Source organism: Pseudomonas caspiana, assembly GCF_002158995.1.
GTDB lineage: Bacteria > Pseudomonadota > Gammaproteobacteria > Pseudomonadales > Pseudomonadaceae > Aquipseudomonas > Aquipseudomonas caspiana.
Window position 1 is genome coordinate 46,546 of sequence record NZ_LOHF01000028.1, and the last position, 19,324, is coordinate 65,869.

The 19,324-nt window shown below is 59.0% G+C and carries 17 protein-coding genes; 14 read left to right on the forward strand and 3 right to left on the reverse strand.

The window, feature by feature from the left end; translation table 11 throughout:
* The first annotated feature begins 62 nt into the window (after positions 1-62).
* On the forward strand, positions 63-500 hold the full coding sequence (locus AUC60_RS24195) for a carboxymuconolactone decarboxylase family protein (protein ID WP_087273639.1): 438 nt from the start codon (positions 63-65) through the stop codon (positions 498-500).
* Between the two features lie 275 nt (positions 501-775).
* Entirely contained in the window at positions 776-1,624 is an 849-nt protein-coding gene (locus tag AUC60_RS24200) for a PhzF family phenazine biosynthesis protein (RefSeq protein WP_087273641.1), read from the forward strand.
* 1 nt (position 1,625) lies between these two features.
* Here the strand turns inward: AUC60_RS24200 and AUC60_RS24205 are convergent, their stop codons facing one another.
* Entirely contained in the window at positions 1,626-2,777 is a 1,152-nt protein-coding gene (locus AUC60_RS24205; protein ID WP_087273643.1) for an MFS transporter, read from the reverse strand.
* 288 nt (positions 2,778-3,065) lie between these two features.
* Here AUC60_RS24205 and rarD point away from each other — a divergent pair, with 288 nt between their 5' ends.
* Positions 3,066-3,941, forward strand: coding sequence for an EamA family transporter RarD (gene rarD / locus AUC60_RS24210; protein WP_087273645.1), 876 nt, complete (start codon positions 3,066-3,068; stop codon positions 3,939-3,941).
* Here rarD and zapE read toward each other — a convergent pair whose 3' ends face one another.
* Positions 3,942-5,057, reverse strand: a complete 1,116-nt coding sequence (gene zapE, locus AUC60_RS24215; protein ID WP_087273647.1) for a cell division protein ZapE — start codon at positions 5,055-5,057, stop codon at positions 3,942-3,944.
* A gap of 274 nt (positions 5,058-5,331) precedes the next feature.
* On the opposite strand from zapE, the gene AUC60_RS24220 reads away from it, so the two are divergent.
* The 6 genes from AUC60_RS24220 (at position 5,332) to efeO (AUC60_RS24245) (ending at position 12,776) form a co-directional block, all read left to right on the forward strand.
* Positions 5,332-6,777, forward strand: a complete 1,446-nt coding sequence (locus tag AUC60_RS24220; protein WP_087273649.1) for a SulP family inorganic anion transporter — start codon at positions 5,332-5,334, stop codon at positions 6,775-6,777.
* Positions 6,778-6,931: 154 nt separating this feature from the next.
* Entirely contained in the window at positions 6,932-8,080 is a 1,149-nt protein-coding gene (gene ampC / locus AUC60_RS24225) for a class C beta-lactamase (RefSeq protein ID WP_087273651.1), read from the forward strand.
* Positions 8,081-8,343: 263 nt separating this feature from the next.
* On the forward strand, positions 8,344-9,207 hold the full coding sequence (efeU, locus tag AUC60_RS24230) for an iron uptake transporter permease EfeU (protein ID WP_087273652.1): 864 nt from the start codon (positions 8,344-8,346) through the stop codon (positions 9,205-9,207).
* Between the two features lie 8 nt (positions 9,208-9,215).
* On the forward strand, positions 9,216-10,424 hold the full coding sequence (gene efeO, locus AUC60_RS24235) for an iron uptake system protein EfeO (protein ID WP_087273654.1): 1,209 nt from the start codon (positions 9,216-9,218) through the stop codon (positions 10,422-10,424).
* Positions 10,425-10,602: 178 nt separating this feature from the next.
* On the forward strand, positions 10,603-11,919 hold the full coding sequence (gene efeB, locus AUC60_RS24240) for an iron uptake transporter deferrochelatase/peroxidase subunit (RefSeq protein WP_087273656.1): 1,317 nt from the start codon (positions 10,603-10,605) through the stop codon (positions 11,917-11,919).
* 38 nt (positions 11,920-11,957) lie between these two features.
* Positions 11,958-12,776: an iron uptake system protein EfeO gene (efeO, locus tag AUC60_RS24245; RefSeq protein ID WP_087273658.1), complete on the forward strand. Its 819-nt coding sequence runs from the start codon at positions 11,958-11,960 to the stop codon at positions 12,774-12,776.
* Between the two features lie 108 nt (positions 12,777-12,884).
* Here efeO (AUC60_RS24245) and AUC60_RS24250 read toward each other — a convergent pair whose 3' ends face one another.
* Entirely contained in the window at positions 12,885-13,553 is a 669-nt protein-coding gene (locus tag AUC60_RS24250; RefSeq protein ID WP_087273660.1) for a polysaccharide lyase family 7 protein, read from the reverse strand.
* Between the two features lie 530 nt (positions 13,554-14,083).
* Here AUC60_RS24250 and AUC60_RS24255 point away from each other — a divergent pair.
* The 5 genes from AUC60_RS24255 to AUC60_RS24275 are packed head-to-tail and all read left to right on the forward strand — an operon-like array spanning position 14,084 to position 19,152.
* A complete protein-coding gene (locus AUC60_RS24255) occupies positions 14,084-14,536 on the forward strand; it encodes a MarR family winged helix-turn-helix transcriptional regulator (RefSeq protein ID WP_087273662.1) in 453 nt (150 codons plus the stop codon).
* Positions 14,533-16,620, forward strand: a complete 2,088-nt coding sequence (locus tag AUC60_RS24260) for an FUSC family protein (protein WP_167384393.1) — start codon at positions 14,533-14,535, stop codon at positions 16,618-16,620. Before AUC60_RS24255 ends, AUC60_RS24260 begins: the two co-directional genes overlap by 4 nt.
* Positions 16,617-16,826: a DUF1656 domain-containing protein gene (locus AUC60_RS24265; RefSeq protein ID WP_027902485.1), complete on the forward strand. Its 210-nt coding sequence runs from the start codon at positions 16,617-16,619 to the stop codon at positions 16,824-16,826. Before AUC60_RS24260 ends, AUC60_RS24265 begins: the two co-directional genes overlap by 4 nt.
* Positions 16,823-17,722: an efflux RND transporter periplasmic adaptor subunit gene (locus AUC60_RS24270; RefSeq protein ID WP_087273664.1), complete on the forward strand. Its 900-nt coding sequence runs from the start codon at positions 16,823-16,825 to the stop codon at positions 17,720-17,722. Before AUC60_RS24265 ends, AUC60_RS24270 begins: the two co-directional genes overlap by 4 nt.
* On the forward strand, positions 17,719-19,152 hold the full coding sequence (locus AUC60_RS24275; RefSeq protein WP_087273666.1) for an efflux transporter outer membrane subunit: 1,434 nt from the start codon (positions 17,719-17,721) through the stop codon (positions 19,150-19,152). The genes AUC60_RS24270 and AUC60_RS24275 overlap by 4 nt, the downstream gene beginning before the upstream one ends.
* Positions 19,153-19,324 lie beyond the last annotated feature (172 nt).

Consider the following 19,324-nt stretch of genomic DNA (forward strand, 5'->3'; position numbering starts at 1 on the left):
CCCGACGTTAAGGTTGGCGCCATCGCCCGATTGGGCATTTCAACCTACGAGAGAACGCCAACATGAACGAACGCATCCAATGGGCCACCGTCGCCCCCGAAGCCTACCGCGCCATGGCGGCCCTTGAAGGGGCCGTCGTCAAATCCGGACTGGAAAGCTCGCTGCTGGAACTGGTCCGATTGCGCGCCTCGCAAATCAACGGCTGTGCCTTCTGCATCAACAAGCACGCCAACGACGCCCGCCGCGCCGGTGAAAAAGAATCCCGCCTGCAAACCGTCAGCGTCTGGCGCGAAACCGCGTTCTTCACGCCTCGGGAAAAAGCGGCGCTGGCGTGGGTCGAAGCCATGACCCTGTTGCCCAATCAGCAAGCCTCGCAAGAACAGTACCTGGCATTGCAGGAACACTTCAGCGACAGCGAAGTGGTCAACCTCACCCTCGCGATTGCGACGATCAACGCCTGGAACCGCTTTGGCGTCGGGTTTGCGATGGTGCCAGCGTAACGCTCAAAAATCTTCAAGTGGAATGCTGCTTCTCTGTGGGAGCCGGGCTTGCCCGCGATGCAGACACCTCGCAGTATCAGTGAAATCGAATCGCCCTTATCACGGGCAAGCCCGGCTCCCACAGCAAACCGAGATTGCCTTCGGCTTCTGCAGGAATTGTGCGCTGTTCATCTATCGATCAAATTTGCAGATGCCTCACATAAGTACTATTGGTTGGAGTACAGCCCCGGCTATGAGGAAACTCGCCGGCACTCTAATTACAGGCTCTTACCAACATGACCAACAACGTTCTAAAACTGGCTGCCTTCAGCGACGGCGACCAAGGCGGCAATCCCGCCGGTGTGTGGCTTGGGGATTTTTTGCCGGATGAGGCGACGATGCAGCGCATTGCTGCCGAGGTGGGGTTTTCCGAGACCGCGTTTGCTGCGCCCATCGCCGAGGGTTTCCGGGTACGGTATTTCTCACCTGAAGCCGAGGTGCCTTTTTGCGGTCACGCGACGATTGCCCTCGGTGCGGCGCTGGCCGGGCAGCATGGCGATGGGGTGTTTAACCTGACGCTGAATCAGGCGCAGATCAGCGTCGAAGGTCACGCCCAGGGCGATTTGATTTCAGCCGCTCTGCAATCACCACCGACTCACAGCGGCCCTGTTGATGATGCCTTGCTGCAAGAAGCACTGGCGTTGTTCGGCTATGCGCAACACGATCTCGATGCGCGCATCCCTCCGGCAGTGATCAACGGCGGCGCGCAACATTTGGTACTGGTGTTGAACAGTCGGGAAAAACTACGGGCCATGACCTATGACCAGCAAGCCGGTCACGAGCTGATGACTCGTGCCGGATGGGTCACGGTGTTATTGGCCTATGCAGAGAACCTGCAGCTGTTCCACACCCGCAATGCGTTTGCCTGGGGCGGCGTTTATGAAGACCCCGCCACTGGCGCTGCAACGGCAGCGTTCGGCGGTTATTTGCGCGATCTTGAATGGCCTCACGGCGGGCATATCGACATCGTGCAGGGCGAGGACATGGGCAGTCGCTCGCGAATTCGCGCGCAGATCCCGGAACAAAGCAGCCCTGACCAGAAAGGCAGTTCGATCCGGGTGTCCGGCATGGCTCGCAAGCTGTAAGTCAGACCTTGAGCCGTGAACCGCCAATGGCCACGCCCACCAGCATCACGGCAACGACCATGAACGCCACTTCCAGGCTGCTGGCGTGGGCGATGAAGCCAATGGCGGCCGGGCCGATGAGAATCCCGGCATAACCCAGGGTAGTCAACGCCGGGACTGCGACATTCTCGGGCATGCTCTTTTGTCGGCCCAGCGCGCTGTAGCAAACCGGCACGATGTTCGAACAGCCAGCGCCCACCAACGCGTAACCGAGCAGTGCGGCTTGCCATGACGGTACGAGGGTCGCCAACGCCAGCCCCGCCGCCGCACACAGGCCACCCAGAATGACGATATGTCGTGGTCCGACACGCCGCACCACAGCATCGCCGAACAATCGGCCCAGGGTCATGGTGAAAGCAAATACCGCGTACCCAAGCCCGGCATAGGACGTTTCAACACCGCGCAACTCGCTGAGGAACACCGCGCTCCAGTCCAGCATCGCGCCTTCGGACAGGAACACCGTGAAACACAGCAGACCGAGAAACAGCACCACGCCCCGTGGGATAGCGAATGGCGGGCCATCGGTTTCGCTGCCGTAAGGCAGAAAATGTGGTGCGGCCTTGAGCAACGCGATCAGTAAAACGGCGACAACGGCAAACATCGATACCAGAGGCGACGCGCCCACGCTCAACAAACCGGCGACTCCCGCTGCCCCGGCGATACCACCCAGACTGAACAGGCCGTGAAAACCGGACATCATGGTTTTGCCACTGGCACGCTCGACGATGATCGCCTGGATATTCACCGCACAATCCAGCGCCCCCATGGCGGCGCCGAAGATAAACAGCACGGCAACCAATGAGGGCAGATGCGAAACGGTGGCCAACAGCGGCAAGCAAAGGCAAATGATCGCCGAAGAAATCAGTAACACCCGTCGGCAACCAATTCGCGCAGCCAGCGCACCAGCCAGGGGCATCGCAACTATCGAACCAACACCCAGACACAGCAGTAACAAGCCTAATGTGCCCTCATCCAGCCCGACCCGGGCCTTGGCGTACGGCACCAACGGTGCCCAGGCAGCAATGGCAAAACCGGCAATGAAAAAGGCCACACGGGTGGAAAATTGCTCCAGTCGACCCGGCACAACTGGCGCCGGGGTGCTGATGGAAGTCATGCAGGCTCCTTGAAAACGGCGGACCAAAAGGTCCGGTAACCGGCGCAGCCTAGCAGATGCTGTCAGGTTTTTTGCAGGAGATCGCACAGCGAACATGGGACCTGTAGGAGCGCACGAGCACCGCGAGGCCGCGATAGCGGTGTTTCAGACAGATCGCTATTGCTGGCCTCGTGACCTCGGTGAGCGCCTACAGAATTTGGGGCAACTCATAAATTCGCAAAGCAGCTAAACTACGCACCATTTTGAACCGGGCCGCCCTGCAACTGCCCACGACGTGAAGAGGCTGCTGTGTATAAAGGTGTGGTGCTGTCGGTCCTGGCTTCGGTGCTGTTTGGGGTGATGTATTTCTACACGTCGCTGCTCAAACCGCTTGGCGGGGAAGAGATCTTCGGCTGGCGGATGCTGCTGACGGTGCCGTGTGTGACGGTCTTTCTGCTGTTCAGCGGCGACTGGCATCTGGTCAAAAAGATTGCCGGACGTATCCGCCAGCAACCGGCACTGCTGGTCGGCATCGCTTTGTGCTCACTGTTGTTGGGCGCGCAGCTGCTGGTGTTCATGTGGGCGCCGCTGCATGGCCGCAGCCTGCAGGTGTCCATGGGTTATTTCCTGCTGCCGCTGACAATGGTCGTCACCGGGCGCATCGTCTATGGCGAGCGCCTGTCCCGGCTACAGAAAATCGCCGCCTTCTGCGCCATGGTCGGTGTCGCCAACGAGTTGCTCAATCATGGCAGTTTCGCCTGGGAAACCTTGCTGGTAGCAGTCGGCTATCCACTGTACTTCGTGCTGCGCCGCAAACTGGCCACCGATAACCTCGGCGGTTTGTGGTTCGACATGGCCTTCATGCTGCCCATCAGCGTCTGGTTCATCGTCAACGGCGATGCCTCGGTGGTTGAGCAATTCCCGTTGCTGTATCTGCTCATCCCAGTGCTCGGTCTGATCAGCGCCTCGGCACTGGTCAGCTATATTGTCGCCAGCCGCCTGTTGCCATTCAGCCTGTTCGGGCTGCTCAGTTATGTCGAGCCGGTACTGCTGGTCGGCGTTGCATTACTGTTGGGCGAGAGCATCGGCCGCGACGAATGGATGACCTACATTCCGATCTGGCTGGCGGTGTTGGTGCTGATTTTCGAAGGCTGCAAACACGTAATCGCGCAGCGTCAGACCTGATTACTGGATGAAGCGCTCCAGTTGCATTTCCTGCAAACGGCTCAGGGTGCGACGGAACGCGAACGACAGATAGCCCTGGGTGTAGAGCTCGTGCATGGGCACCGCCGCCTCGACATATAAAGGCACGCGACGGTCGTAGCATTCGTCCACCAACGCGATGAAACGTCGAACCCCGTCATCGTGGGGCGACAGCTGCGGCAGTTCCCGATCCCCGGCCACCACTTGCTCGACTGCGTCCTCAGTGCCACGGGCAATTTTCGCTTCGCGCTGTGGCGCACTGAGGGCCGGAACTTCGCTGAGCAATATCGTCGAGAAACGGTCGCAAAGCTCGATGAAGTCCATGGCCGCCAGCGGCTGTTCGCACAAATCGACGTAGCGGCACCACAACACGGACTCGCTGTGTTTGACGCTGGTGATACTGCGATGGCCCACGGGCACTGCGCCACCGGACACGGTTTCATTACCCTTGAGCGTCTCGAATACAAGTGCCAGCGCACAGCTCTGCCCCGGCGTGGTAACGAAATACCGCTGATGCAGCAGGCCCGGATGCAAGCGGTGATCTTCGCCGCCATCGACCGTGACGACTTGCATGTAACGCTGAATCGCTGCGATAGCGGGCAGGAATCGCTCGCGGTTGTGACCATGGCTGTACAACTGTTCGGGTGGCTGGTTGGAAGTGCAGACCAGCACCACGCCTGCTTCGAACATCGCTTGCAGCAAACCGCCGAGGATTACCGCGTCGCCGATGTCAGTGACAAACAATTCATCGAAACACATCACCCGCACATCGCGCCCCAGCTCCTGGGCTACGACCTTGAGCGGGTTGGAGGTGCCGATCAGCTCGAACATGCGCTTGTGGATCCAACGCATGAAGTGATGGAAATGCTGACGCCGTGCCGGAACGTCAAGACTCTCGAAAAACCGATCCATCAACCAGGTTTTGCCCCGCCCCACCGGCCCCCAGAGGTACACGCCCTGAGCCGATTTCGGATTGTCGTTCAGTGCCTGAAAACAGGCCTGCAACTGCTGAACTGCGTGCAATTGCGCAGCGTCCGGCTGGAAACCCAACTGCTCGACGGCCCGTTCATAGGCCTGCAAAGGGGACACGACATTCATGGGCAGTGCATCGCTCGGTTGAGTGAGGGGGTGCAAGCATATATGAGCAAGTGAACTGATTGCGATCTGTTGGCTGACATGAAATCTTGTGGGAGCAGAGCTTGCTCGCGATAAGGCTGGACGCGGTTCACTTTAGATCGCATACAGCCTTATCGCGAGCAAGCTCTGCTCCCACAGAATCTATGCAAAGCCGGTCCTACGTGTAGCACCCACCAGCCACATTCAGTAACATCCCCCCTTTTTGCTTTCCCGGCATTTCCCCTTCAGGTAACTCATGAAACCAGCCCGTATACGCGCCGATGTCCTGGCCGGACTCACCACATCCTTCGCTCTGGTGCCCGAGTGCATCGCCTTTGCCTTGGTCGCTCACCTCAATCCGCTGATGGGTCTTTATGGCGCATTCATCATCTGTACGCTGACCGCACTGTTCGGCGGTCGGCCGGGGATGATTTCCGGCGCGGCAGGTTCGATGGCGGTTGTGATTGTCGCGCTGGTGGTGCAGCACGGCGTGCAGTATTTGCTGGCGACGGTGCTGCTGGGCGGATTGATCATGATCCTGTTTGGCGTGCTGCGGCTGGGCAAGCTGGTACGGATGGTGCCGTATTCGGTGATGCTCGGCTTCGTCAACGGCCTGGCGATTGTGATCGCCATGGCTCAGCTCGAACACTTCAAGGTCGGTGACGCCTGGCTGACTGGAAAACCGTTGTACCTGATGATTGGCCTGGTGGCGCTGACCATGGCGATTGTCTACCTGCTGCCACGCCTGACCAAAGCGATACCGCCTGCGCTGATCGCGATTCTGGCCGTTGGTCTGCTGGTCTACCTGCTTGATCTTCCGACCCATACCCTGGGCGATATGGCGCACATTGCCGGTGGTTTGCCGAGCCTGGCCTTGCCGGAAGTGCCGTGGGATCTGGAAACCCTGCGCATCATCGCGCCTTACGCGATTCTAATGGCGCTGGTGGGTCTGCTGGAAACCCTGCTGACCCTCAACCTGACCGATGAAATCACCGAAAGCCGAGGTTTTCCTGACCGTGAATGCGTGGCGCTGGGCGTGGCCAACATGGCCTCGGGCGTGTGCGGAGGCATGGGCGGTTGCGCGATGATCGGCCAGACTGTGATCAACCTCAGCTCCGGTGGTCGTGGTCGTCTGTCCGGCGTGGTCGCGGGGCTGATGATCCTGATGTTCGTGCTGTTTCTGTCGCCGCTGATCGAAGAAATCCCGCTGGCCGCGCTGGTGGGTGTGATGTTCGTGGTGGCTCAACAAACTTTTGCCTGGGCGTCGTTGCGCGTGCTGCACAAGGTTCCGGTCAACGACGTGCTGGCGATCATCGCCGTGACCGTGGTGACGGTATTGACCGATCTGGCCACGGCGGTGATGTTCGGCATCGTCATCGCGGCGCTGAACTTCGCCTGGCAGCAGGCGCGGGAGTTGTACGCGGATACGCATCTGGAGGCTGACGGCAGCAAGGTCTACACCCTGCACGGCACGCTGTTTTTTGCCTCCACGACGCGCTTTCTCAACCAGTTCAATCCGGCTGAAGACCCTGCTCAAGTGACCCTGGATTGCCGCCACCTGAGCTTTGTCGACTACTCGGCGGTTTCGGCGTTGCAGACGTTGCGCGAGCGCTACACCAAGGCGGGCAAGCACCTGCGGGTGGTGCATCTGTCGAATCGGTGTAAGCAGTTGCTCAAGCGGACTGATGTGCAGCATGGGTGAGGCTACACCGGACCAGAGCCTGACGATGCATCTATAAGAGCAACCGGGGCGCATAGTCGAGCTATTGGGAAATACCTTGCGACAGAGCGTTTATTGGAGGCCGATTCTCCAACTGTTCATTGCCCGCTTCTGAATGGAATCCAAGGAAACTCTAATGCGTGTATTCTCCACTTCGCTGGCGCTCGCCCTCAGCCTCTCGTTCACTCACCTGGCCGGGGCTGCCCAGGCTGAGCCGGAATTTGATGCCAAAGTGCGCGACGCTGCCAGGCAGGTCATGCAGCAATACAACATTCCCGGCCTGAGCATCGCCGTAACGTTCAATGGGCAACAGCATTTCTACAACTACGGCGTTGCTTCAAGAGAAACAGCCCAAGCTGTCAGCAGTGACACGCTGTTCGAGCTCGGCTCGATCAGTAAAACGTTCACGGCGACTCTGGCGACGTACGCCCAGGCCAACGGCCAGTTATCCCTTGGCGATCATCCGGGCAAATACCTGCCGCAACTCAAAGGCAGTGCTTTTGACAACGTGAGCCTGATCAATCTGGCCACTCATACAGCGGGCGGCTTTCCCCTGCAGGTGCCCGACGAGGTGCAGAACAACGAGCAACTGATGGCGTATTTGCAGGCTTGGCAGCCGCAATACCCGGCGGGCAGCAAACGCACCTACGCCAACCCGAGCATCGGCATGCTGGGGATGATCACTGCCAAGGCGATGAACACCCCGTTCGAGCGGGCAATGGAGCAGCAACTGTTTCCAAAACTCGGGCTGACCAACAGCTATTTGAATGTGCCTGCCGACAAGATGAAGTCTTACGCGCAAGGCTATAACAAGCAGGACGCGCCGGTCCGTTTGCAGGGCGGTGTTCTTGGTAATGAAGCCTATGGGATGAAATCCAGCAGCAAGGATTTACTGCGTTTCGTTGAGCTGAACATCAACGCTGGCAAAGCAGAAAGTACGCTAGCCAAGGCAATTACTGATACCCATGTGGGTTATTTCAACGTGGGAGAAATGACTCAGGACCTGATCTGGGAGCAGTACCCCTACCCGGCCAGTCTCGAAACGCTGCAGGAAGGTAACTCGAACAAAATGGCCTACGAGACTCAGCCTGCCAGCTCGATCAGCCCGCCCTTGCAGTCGCAACAAAGCGTCTGGATCAACAAGACCGGCTCCACCAATGGTTTTGGTGGTTATGTGGCGTTCGTTCCGGAGAAGAGGATTGGCGTAGTGATCCTGGCGAATAAAAACTACCCGAATGAAGCGCGGGTGAAGTTGGCGTATGAGATTTTGCAGGGACTGAATTAACCACTCGATGCCTGTAGGAGCTGCCGAAGGCTGCGATTGATTTCAACTGACACACCGATTCGCAGCCTCGGCAGCTCCTACGGTCGTCCCTCCCCGTCTGCACCGCCTGAACCCCACCTGAACAAAAAATCCAAATACGAACCAGCACAAAAAAACAACTATACGCATTCAATAATGAGTATCATTATGTTACGCATTGTTTCAGGCGTGTGTTTTTTACCGCTCTGAAGCAGGTCAGCCTAACGCATTAACCCTGGTGAAACATGCTCGTTCCTTTTTTGATCATGCTGCGCGAAGGGATTGAAGCCGCGCTTATTGTTGGCATCATCGCCAGTTACCTGAAGCAGACCGGCCGTGGTGAGTGGATGCCCGCCGTGTGGATCGGCGTGTTTCTGGCCGTCGCTGTTGCACTGTTCGTTGGCGGCGGTCTGGAACTGGTCAGCGCTGAATTCCCGCAAAAGCAGCAGGAATTGTTCGAAGGCGTCGTCGGTCTCGTGGCTGTGGTGATCCTCAGTTCGATGGTGTTCTGGATGCGCAAAGTGGCGCGTTCGATCAAACACGCTTTGCATGAATCTCTCGACGCCGCCCTCGCCGGTTCGAAAAACCAGACCTACGCGTTGATTGCCATGGTGTTCTTTGCCGTGGCCCGCGAAGGGCTGGAAACCGTGTTCTTTCTGCTCGCGGTGTTCCAACAAAGTGAGGGGGCCGGCGCACCACTGGGCGCCCTGCTCGGCCTGATCCTTGCCGTCGCCGTCGGGTTCGCCATTTACAGCGGCAGCATGCGTTTGAACCTGAGCCTGTTCTTCCGCTGGACCGGACTGTTCATCCTCGTGGTGGCCGCCGGGATTCTCGCCAATTCGGTGCAGGCGCTGCATGAAGCCGGACTCTGGAACCATCTGCAAACCGTGGTCTTCGACCTCAGCGCAACGTTGCCGATGGATGGCCCAACCGGCTCGGTACTGGCGGGCATGTTCGGTTATCAGGATGCGCCGACCATCAGCACCCTCAGCGCTTACTTGATTTATCTGGTCTTCGCTCTGGCGTTGTTCTTCATGCCGCACGCTCGGGTAGTGAGTCTGCCTACCCGACCGGCGCACCCGCATCCCTCTTCCGCTACAAACGAATAAGGCAACTCATGTCGAATCGTCCTACAGGGCTTTCAGAGAAAGCCAAGCCGCCTCGCGCCTTGAAATTGGCTGTCGCGGGTTCAGTGGTGCTCATGATCGCCGCCGGTGGCCTGTTTTATTACGCCTCGCAAAGCGCTACCAAAAAGCGCGCCGCCAACAACAGCGCCGAGACCGTGGTCACTATTCATGCCCGTGCGTGCGAGCCGAACGCACTCACCGTGCCTGCAGGCAAGAACGCCTTCCGTATCGTCAACCGCTCCGAACGGGCCGTTGAATGGGAAATTCTCGATGGCGTCCTGGTGATTGAAGAACGGGAAAACATTGCCCCGGGCCTGAGTCAGGTGATCAACGCCAACCTGCAACCGGGCGACTACGCGATTACCTGCGGACTGTTGAGCAATCCGCGTGGCACCCTGCACGTGACGCCGACCGCCGAGTCGGAAGCCAATGCCAAGGCGCGCCCTTCGATGGTCGCCTTCATCGGCCCACTGTCGGAGTACCGGGTTTACCTGAGCATGCAGGGTTCGGCGCTGATCAAGGCGGTGAATGCCTTGCAGGACGCCATTGCGGCGGGTGATCTGAGCGCAGCCCAGGCGGCCTACCTTCCAGCGCGCGCGGCTTATCAACGTATTGCACCGGCCGCGCAGCGTCTGGCTGAGCTGGATAACGCGATCAACGCCCGCGCCGACTATTACGAGAAACGTGAGCAGGACTCAGGCTTCAGCGGCTTCCATCGCCTTGAATATGGACTCTTCGACCAGCACAGCGTTGAAGGCCTGCTCCCGGTAGCTCAGCGCCTGCAAACCGACGTCACCACGCTCAAGCAGCAGTTGTTGGCGCAGAACATGGCTCCTGAGCAACTGGCCAGCGTCATCGCCCGCAATATGCGCAGCCTCGCCGACATCCGCAGCAACGGCGAAGAGGAACGCTACAGCCACAGCGATCTGAACGGTTTCGTTGCCAACCTTGAAGGCACTCGCAAAGTCATCGACCTGCTGCGCCCGATGCTGGCGAAAAGCGCCAAGCCGCTGCTGGAGCAGATCGATGCGGCCGCCGCTGCGCTGGACACCGAATTGAACGGCCTGAGCACTGACAGCGGCATGCGCCCCTACGACCAGGTGGACGCCCCGCAACGCAAGTTGATTGCCGACAAGGCCAAGGCGTTGGCGGACGCGCTGGACGGGGTAGACCAGGCGCTGGGGCTTTCGGGTCTTTGATTGCCTGAACTGGAATGCATCCCCCTGTAGGAGCTCACGAGCACCGCGAGGCAGCGATTGCGGTGTGTCAGATGAATCGCTATCGCTACCTCGCGATACTCGTGAGCTCCTACAGGATTGGTGTTTACCGCGCGAAAGCGTGGTGTCAAACAACTGATTTCGAGAAAGACGATTAGCCATGAACGACTCAGACAACAGCAACGCCCCGCAATCAGTTCAACGCCGTCGAGTGCTGCTCGGCCTCGGTGCGGCGGGTGCGGCTTTGGCAGGCAGCAGCCTGAGCGGCAACGTATTGGCAGCCGCTCCGGCACAGGTCACCGAAGCGCCGAACAGCGAAAAGACCGCTGACCACAACGAATTCCACGGCATCCACCAGACCGGGATCGTCAACCCGCGTCCGGCGTCGGGCATGCTGGTCGCGTTCGATGTGCTGGCCGCCGACCGGGATGATCTGGAACGTCTGTTTCGTACACTGAACGAGCGCATCACGTTCCTGATGACCGGCGGAACCGTGCCACAGGTCGATCCCAAGTTGCCGCCTGTAGACTCCGGCATCCTCGGCCCGGTCGTCACGCCGGATAACCTGACCATCACCGTTTCTGTGGGTGACTCGCTGTTCGACGAGCGCTTCGGTCTGGAAAGCGTCAAACCCAAGCGTCTGAGCCGCATGGTCGGTTTCCCCAATGACGCGCTGGAAGCGGACAGTTGCCATGGCGACCTGAGCATCCAGTTCTGTGCCAACAGCGCCGACAGCAACATCCACGCCCTGCGCGACATCGTGAAAAACCTGCCGGACCTGCTGCTGGTGCGCTGGAAGCAGGAAGGCAGCGTGCCGCCGCAAGCGCCGAAGAAACCCGGGCAGCCACCGGAAAGCGCGCGTAACTTCCTCGGTTTCCGCGACGGCTCGGCGAACCCGGATTCCAACAATCAGAAGACCATGAACGAACTGGTCTGGGTGCAACCGGGCAGTGACGAACCAGACTGGGCGGCTAATGGCAGCTATCAGGCGGTGCGGATCATCCGCAATTTCGTCGAGCGCTGGGACCGCACGCCACTGCAAGAGCAGGAAGCGATTTTCGGCCGGGTCAAAACCACCGGGGCGCCCATGGATGGCAAGGTAGAAACCGATGTGCCGGACTACGCCGCCGATCCTCACGGCAAGAAAACCAGACTGGATTCCCATATCCGGCTGGCCAACCCGCGCACGGCTGAAAGCCAGCGCAACCTGATCCTGCGCCGCCCGTTCAACTACTCCAACGGCGTCAACAAGAACGGTCAACTCGACATGGGCCTGCTGTTCATCTGCTACCAGTCCGACCTCGAAAAAGGCTTCATCACCGTGCAGACCCGCCTCAATGGCGAGCCACTGGAGGAATACCTCAAACCGGTAGGCGGTGGGTACTTCTTTACCCTCCCCGGCGTGATCAACGACCAGGACTTCATTGGTCGCTCACTGCTTCAGGCTTCGGCCAGATCCGATACCAAAACTGCGTAACCGCTAACCCTTAAAGCCACCTCAACAGGAAGAGTCCCATGAAGAAGTTGCCTTTTGCTTTGCTGCTCACCGCAGGTCTGCTGCAGACCCCGGTCTTCGCCGCCACTGCGCCACTGGACCTGGTAGGGCCGGTTTCGGACTACAAAATCTACGTCACCGAACAGATCGGCGAGCTGGTCAGCCACACTCAGAAATTCACCGACGCGGTGAAAAAAGGCGACCTGGCCACGGCTAAAAAACTGTACGCGCCGACTCGCGTGTTTTACGAAGAAATCGAACCAATGGCTGAGCTGTTCAGCGACCTGGACGCGTCCATCGACTCCCGCGTTGATGACCACGAAGCTGGCGTGAATGCTGAAGACTTCACTGGTTTCCACCGCCTGGAATACGCACTGTTCTCGCAGAACAGCACCAAGGACCAAGGCCCGATTGCTGACAAGCTGATGGCTGACGTGAAAGATCTGGAAAGCCGCGTCGCCGGTCTGACCTTCCCGCCTGAAAAAGTGGTGGGTGGCGCTGCTGCGTTGCTGGAAGAAGTCGCGGCAACGAAGATCTCCGGCGAGGAAGACCGCTACAGCCACACTGACCTGTATGACTTCCAGGGCAACATTGACGGCGCGAAGAAAATCGTCGACCTGTTCCGCCCGCAAATCGAGAAGTCCGACAAGGTGTTCGCTGCCAAGGTCGACAAGAACTTCGCCACCGTGGACAAGATCCTGGCCAAGTACAAAACCAAGGATGGCGGCTTCGAGACTTACGACAAAGTGAAAGAAAACGACCGCAAAGCGCTGGTCGGCCCGGTTAACACCCTGGCTGAAGATCTGTCGACCTTGCGTGGGAAGTTGGGGTTGAATTGATTAATAGAGCACTCGGTAAGCTCTTTAAAGCCTGACTGGCCTATTCGCAGCCTGCGGCAGCTCCTACAGGAACCACACAACCCTGTAGGAGCTGAGGCTCTTATGGCCTCACGCCTTCTTGTCGTGATTGATGATCAGCTTGTAAAACGTTGCAGCCCCGCCTTCGGTGGCATACCCGGTGTTGTCCTGGGTATACACCCCCGCCTTGAAGTACAGCAGCTTGTCTTTCCAGCCAGCATCGAGTTTGGCACTCCACACATAATCAGCCGCATTGACTGACAGATTGCCTGCCGGAGTCAGATGAATGCTGTAGCTGAAGCGTTCGTTCAAGGGCACACCTGATGCGATGTTGATCACCTCGATTTCAGCGTCTGGGCTGCGGCGAAATTTAGCGACGATGTTGCCAGTCTGCAGTTTTTCCTTGAATTGATACTCGACTTTGAGCAGCGGCTCGGTGCTTTGAAAGGCGTGTATCTGACCGATGACGATCTTGCCGGTGGAAGGCACCTGATTGACCGTGAGCGCAGCGCGCAGAAAGTTGTCTGCCTGGGAGTAAGTCCAGTTGTACACCTTGCCGTCCGCTGTCGTCTCCCGCAGTTCCGTCCTTGGAAATTTAGCGTTCTCCGTTTTCGAGCCCGTCACTGGTGCCCAGAAGAACAATGTATTGCCAGAACGAAAGTAACCATCCTGATAACCCTGAACCAGCTTAGGGGTATCAATAATCACGGATGGAGTGCCTACAGGAATGGAAAGGTTCCAAGTGGCGAGGTCGATCATCGCATGCTCACAAGGTGCGGCCAGCGCACCGACAAAGGTCTCTAGACCGGGCGCTTGAGCTCCCGGATGGCTTCGTCTGGCGTATCGGCTGAATCGATTTTTTTGTGAGCAGGTCGCGACACTGAATTGGCGTCAATAAAACAACACAAAACCTCAAAGGCTACTATTTCGATATCACGAAATCAGTAGGAGCCCATCACCTCCCCTGAGCTGCAAGCATCATCAAATATGGAAACTGCCAAATGTGAACCACGTCAGTTTTTTGGACGTACGTGCCTGAAAGGCTCTGCTAACGGGGGAAAAATCAAAATAAATGCCGACGAACGGTATAAAAATAATCAATCCGGCGGGCACTTTTTCGATTTAACCCTGTCCCGCATGCTCACTTTTCCCTGATTCTCAGACCATCAGGACAGCAGACCACTCAGCAATTCGGGGTTGACTGTAAGACTTTGTTACAGGATTATAGTTAGCAAGCTAATTATGTTGTCACGAACAATATCCTCGCTAACTAATTTTCCGGTTCGTTTATGTCTCTCGACTCCCTGCAGATGAGCATCAGCAGCGGCATGGTCGCTTCGTCCCGACAATGGCGGCGGATCTGCCACAACACGCTGGTGCGCTATGGCGTTTCCGAAGCCTGCGCTGCGCCGCTGCTGATGATTCTGCGTCTGGGCGATGGCGTGAATCAGGTCACGGTGGCCCACGCTGCGGGTATGGAGAGCCCGACTTTGGTCCGCCTGCTCGACCAACTGTGCAATGCCGACATCGTCTGCCGCACCGAAGACCCGTCGGATCGCCGGGCCAAATCCCTGAGCCTTACCGAAAATGGCCGGGTGGTGGCGCTGGCCATCGAAGACGAGTTGCTGCGTTTGCGCCGCGAAGTACTTAAAGGCGTGGCCAAGGAAGACCTCGAAGCGACTTTGCGAGTGTTCAAAGCGTTCAGTGATGCGGCCAACCAAGACAGCGCGGGGTCGCTTTGAAAGATTTCTTCGCAGGCGTGCCACCCGCGCGCGACTGGTTCTATGGCGTACGCACGTTCGGCGCTTCAATGCTGGCGTTGTACATCGCGCTGCTCATGGAAATGCCGCGTCCGTACTGGGCAATGGCAACTGTCTATATCGTCTCCAGCCCGTTCGTGGGGCCGACCAGTTCCAAGGCGCTGTATCGCGCAATCGGTACGCTGACCGGCGCAGCGGCTTCGGTGTTCATCGTGCCGATGTTCGTGCAAACCCCGTTTCTGCTAGCCGTAGTCATCGCCTTATGGACTGGCACGCTGCTGTTTCTGTCGCTGCATCTGCGCACCGCCAACAGCTACGCGTTGATGCTGGCCGGTTACACCATGCCGCTGATTTCCTTCCCGGTGGTGGACAACCCGCAAGCGGTGTTCGAGATCGCCGTATCCCGGACGGAAGAAATTTTCCTCGGCATCGTCTGTGCCGCCGTCGTCGGCAGCATTTTCTGGCCGCGCCGCCTGGCGCCGGTCATGCAAGGCGCGGCAGATAAATGGTTTAGCGATGCCTCGGCCTACAGTGATCGCTTTCTTTCACGCAGTGCCAACGCTGAAGAAGTCGGCACCCTGCGCAGTTCGATGGTGGGCACCTTTAACACCCTCGAACTGATGATCGGCCAGTTGCCCCACGAAGGTGCCCGCAAGCAAACGGTGCGCAACGCCAAGGAACTGCGCGGCCGGATGATCCACCTCTTGCCGGTAATCGACGCGCTGGATGACGCCTTATGGGCACTGGAGCGCCGGACCCCGGAATTGGTCGCCAACTTTGCCCCGCTGCTGATCGAGACCCGCGCCTGGCTGGAAAATACCGCCAGCAGCCTGCAGACCGAGCAATGGCAAGCCCTGCATCGCGAGCTTGAACGCCTGCAACCGAGTGAGGCGCAGCTCGATGATCGCCATCAACTGCTGTTGTCCAACGCGCTTTATCGCCTGGGCGAGTTCATTGATCTGTGGCAGGACTGCCGCACCTTGCAGCACGCCATCAAGACTGACGACCAGACGCCGTGGCGCGCCGTGTACCGGCACTGGCGGCTGGCGCGCATTACGCCATTTCTGGATCGCGGGCTGATGCTGTATTCGGTGATGACCTCGGTGCTGGCGATCATCATTGCTTCGGTGCTGTGGATCCTGCTCGGCTGGACCGATGGCGCTGCCGCCGTGGCATTGGCCGCCGTATCGTGCAGCTTCTTTGCGGCCATGGACGACCCGGCTCCGCAGATTTACCGGTTCTTCTTCTGGACCATGCTGTCAGTCGTCTTCGCCAGCCTGTACCTGTTCGTGGTGCTGCCCAACCTGCATGACTTCCCGATGCTGGTGCTGGCCTTCGCGGTGCCGTTTATTTGTGTCGGCACCCTCACCGTGCAGCCACGCTTCTACCTGGGCACCTTGCTGACCATCGTCAACACCTCGTCCTTTGTCAGCATTCAGAGCGCCTACGACGCGGATTTCCTGAACTTCATCAACTCCAACCTGGCCGGACCGGTGGGCTTGCTGTTCGCCTTTATCTGGACGCTGATCATGCGGCCGTTCGGCGTCGAGCTGGCAGTCAAGCGCCTGACCCGATTCAGCTGGCGCGACATTGTTGCCCTGACCGAACCCGCGACACTGGCTGAGCATCGGGCCATGGGCGCACAGATGCTTGACCGATTGATGCAACAACTGCCGCGACTGACCATCACCGCACAAGACACCGGTATCGCCCTTCGCGACCTGCGTGTGGCGCTGAATCTGCTCGATACGCTGGCCTGGTTGCCAAGAGCGCACGCGGGGCAGCAGTTGTTGTTGCGTCAGGTGGTCGAAGAAGTCGGCAGCCACTTCCAGGCCTGCCTGAAAGCCGGTGAACGTCTGCCAGCGCCCAAAGGTATGTTGATGACCATGGATCGCGCACGCCGCGCCCTGAACGTTGAACTGCTGGGCGAAGAACCGGCCCGCCTGCATCTGCTGCACGCGTTGAGCGGTCTGCGTCTGGCGCTTTTGCCCGGCGTGGAAGTCGTCAATGCGGCGGCCGAAACCGAAGCACTACCGCCCCATGGCCTTGACGGAGCGTCCCTATGATTGGCGATCTGGACATCAGCGGGGTCTTCGTACCCACGTTTCTCGCGCTGATGGGCATCACCTATTTACTGTTTCTCGGGGTCCACGCGGTGTTATCGCGCACCCATTTTTACCGTCTGGTCTGGCACCGGGCATTGTTCAACGTAGGTCTATACGCTTTGTTGCTCGGCGCCGTGGATACTCTCAGTCGATACCTGATGAAATGAAAAAACCTCTGCTTACTTTGGGCCGTGTGGTCCTGACTCTGCTGGTTGTGACCTTCGCGGCCATCGTCGTGTGGCGCATGGTCATGTATTACATGTACGCCCCCTGGACCCGCGACGGGCACATCCGCGCCGACATCGTGCAGATCGCGCCGGACGTCTCCGGGCTAATCGAAAAAGTCGAAGTCGGTGACAACCAGCTGGTCAGCAAAGGCCAGGTGCTGTTCACCATCGACCAGGACCGCTTCCGTCTGGCCTTGCGCCAGGCCAAGGCAACGGTCGCCGAACGTCAGGAAACCTGGGAACAGGCCCGCCGCGAGAATAAGCGTAACCGTGGCCTCGGCAATCTGGTGGCCCGCGAGCAACTTGAAGAAAGCCAGTCCCGGGAGGCCCGCGCCCTATCCGCCTTGCAGGAGTCTCAAGTGGCAGTGGACGCTGCGCAACTGAACCTGGATCGCTCGGTGATCCGCAGCCCGGTGGACGGCTACCTCAACGACCGCGCGCCCCGCTCCCACGAGTTCGTCACTGCGGGCCGCCCCGTGTTGTCAGTGGTCGATGGCGCTTCATTCCATATCGATGGCTACTTCGAAGAAACCAAGCTCGACGGCATTCATATCGGGCAAAGCGTGGACATCCGCGTGATCGGCGACAATGCCCGCCTGCGCGGCCATGTGGTGAGCATCGTCGCCGGTATCGAAGACCGCGACCGTACCAGCGGCTCCAACCTTCTGCCCAACGTCAATCCGGCGTTCAGCTGGGTGCGCCTCGCCCAGCGCATTCCAGTGCGCATCGCCTTCGACGAGGTGCCGGACAACTTCCGCATGATCGCCGGACGCACCGCCACGGTGTCGATCATCGAAGACGGTCAGGCGATTCACACAGAGGAGTCCGGCAAATGACACACCTCACGCGCCTGACGGCAACGGTCGGGCTTGGCTTGCTGCTGTCGGCGTGTCAGATGGTTGGCCCCGACTACCAACTGCCCAAGGACGCCGCGATCAACCGTCCGGACCTGCAAGGCGAGTTGGCCGGGGAATCGGTCAATACCGTTTCCGCACCGGTCCCAGCTGATTGGTGGCGTCTGTATCAGGACCCGCGACTGGATCAGTTGGTGCAACAGGCCATGGCCTCCAACACCGACCTGCGCATCGCCGCCGCCAACCTGCAACGCGCTCGCTACCAGAGCTCCGAGGCCGAAGCGGCAGGCGGTTTTACAACCAGCGCCAAAGCCGGTGCGCAGCGCCTTCAAGAGTCCGGCGAAGCGTTTTTGCTGAGTGAAAAAGTCCCGGTGGGCAACGTTGGTGATGTGGGGATTACCACTTCGTATCAGTTCGATTTGTTCGGCACCCTGCAACGCGGTATCGAAGCCGCCAACGCCAACGTGGATGCTGCTCAGGCGGCTGCCGACACTGCACGCATCACCTTGGTGGCGGATGTGGTTCGCGCTTACACCCAGGTCTGCGCCGCCAACGAAGAGCACGACATCGCCATGGAGTCGCTGAGCCTGCAGAAGCAGAGCGTCAGCCTGACCCAGCGCCTGCGTGACGCCGGGCGTGGTGATGAAACTCAAGTAACGCGCTCGGAAACCCAGTTCAAATCCTTGAGCGCGGAATTGCCGCGTTACGAGGCCTTGCGCCAGACCGGTCTGTATCGGTTGTCGATGCTGCTGGCCAAGCCGCTGGATCAACTGCCCGCAGGCGTGAGCTCCTGTAATGAGTTGCCGCACATCGCTCAGGTGATGCCGGTGGGTGATGGCGCTGCGTTGCTCAAACGCCGCCCGGATGTACGTCAGGCGGAACGGCGTCTGGCGGCATCGACCGCTGAAATCGGTGTGGCGACGGGTGAGTTGTACCCGGACATCAGCATCGGCGCGACCGTCGGTACCGTGGGCCTGCTGGAAAATCTGGGCAAGCCGGTGGCTAACCGTTGGGGTTTTGGTCCGTTGATTAACTGGACCGTGCCGTCGAACGGCGCTCGTGCGCGGATTCATGAGGCTGAGGCTTCGAGCCAGGCGGCATTGGCGCGTTTTGATGGTGTGGTACTGAATGCCATACGGGAAACCCAGACGGGTCTGGCGCAATATACGGCGCTGCTGCAACGCCGTGATGCGCTCACCGATGCGGCGCAATCAGCGGAGCAGGCGGCGGATCAGACGCATCGTTTTTTCCAGGCCGGACGGGCTTCGTTTCTGGCTGATTTGCAGGCGACCCGGACTTATACCGATGTGCGGGCGCAGTTGGCGACGGCCAATACGCAGGTTGCAATGGGACAGATTGATCTGTTTCTGGCGTTGGGTGGGGGTTGGGAGAGTAGCGGAGCCAAGCCTTGAGCGTTTTTGCGTAGCTGTCGCGGCTTGTGTGCATATCCGTTACTGCGGTGATGGCGGATATTGGTTGCGCTTTTACAGCGCGTCACTTTCGATAGATCCGGAAGCCGGCCCAGACAAAAGTAACCAAAGCGCTCTTGCCCCACCACTTGGTCCCTCGCTGTCGCTCGGCATG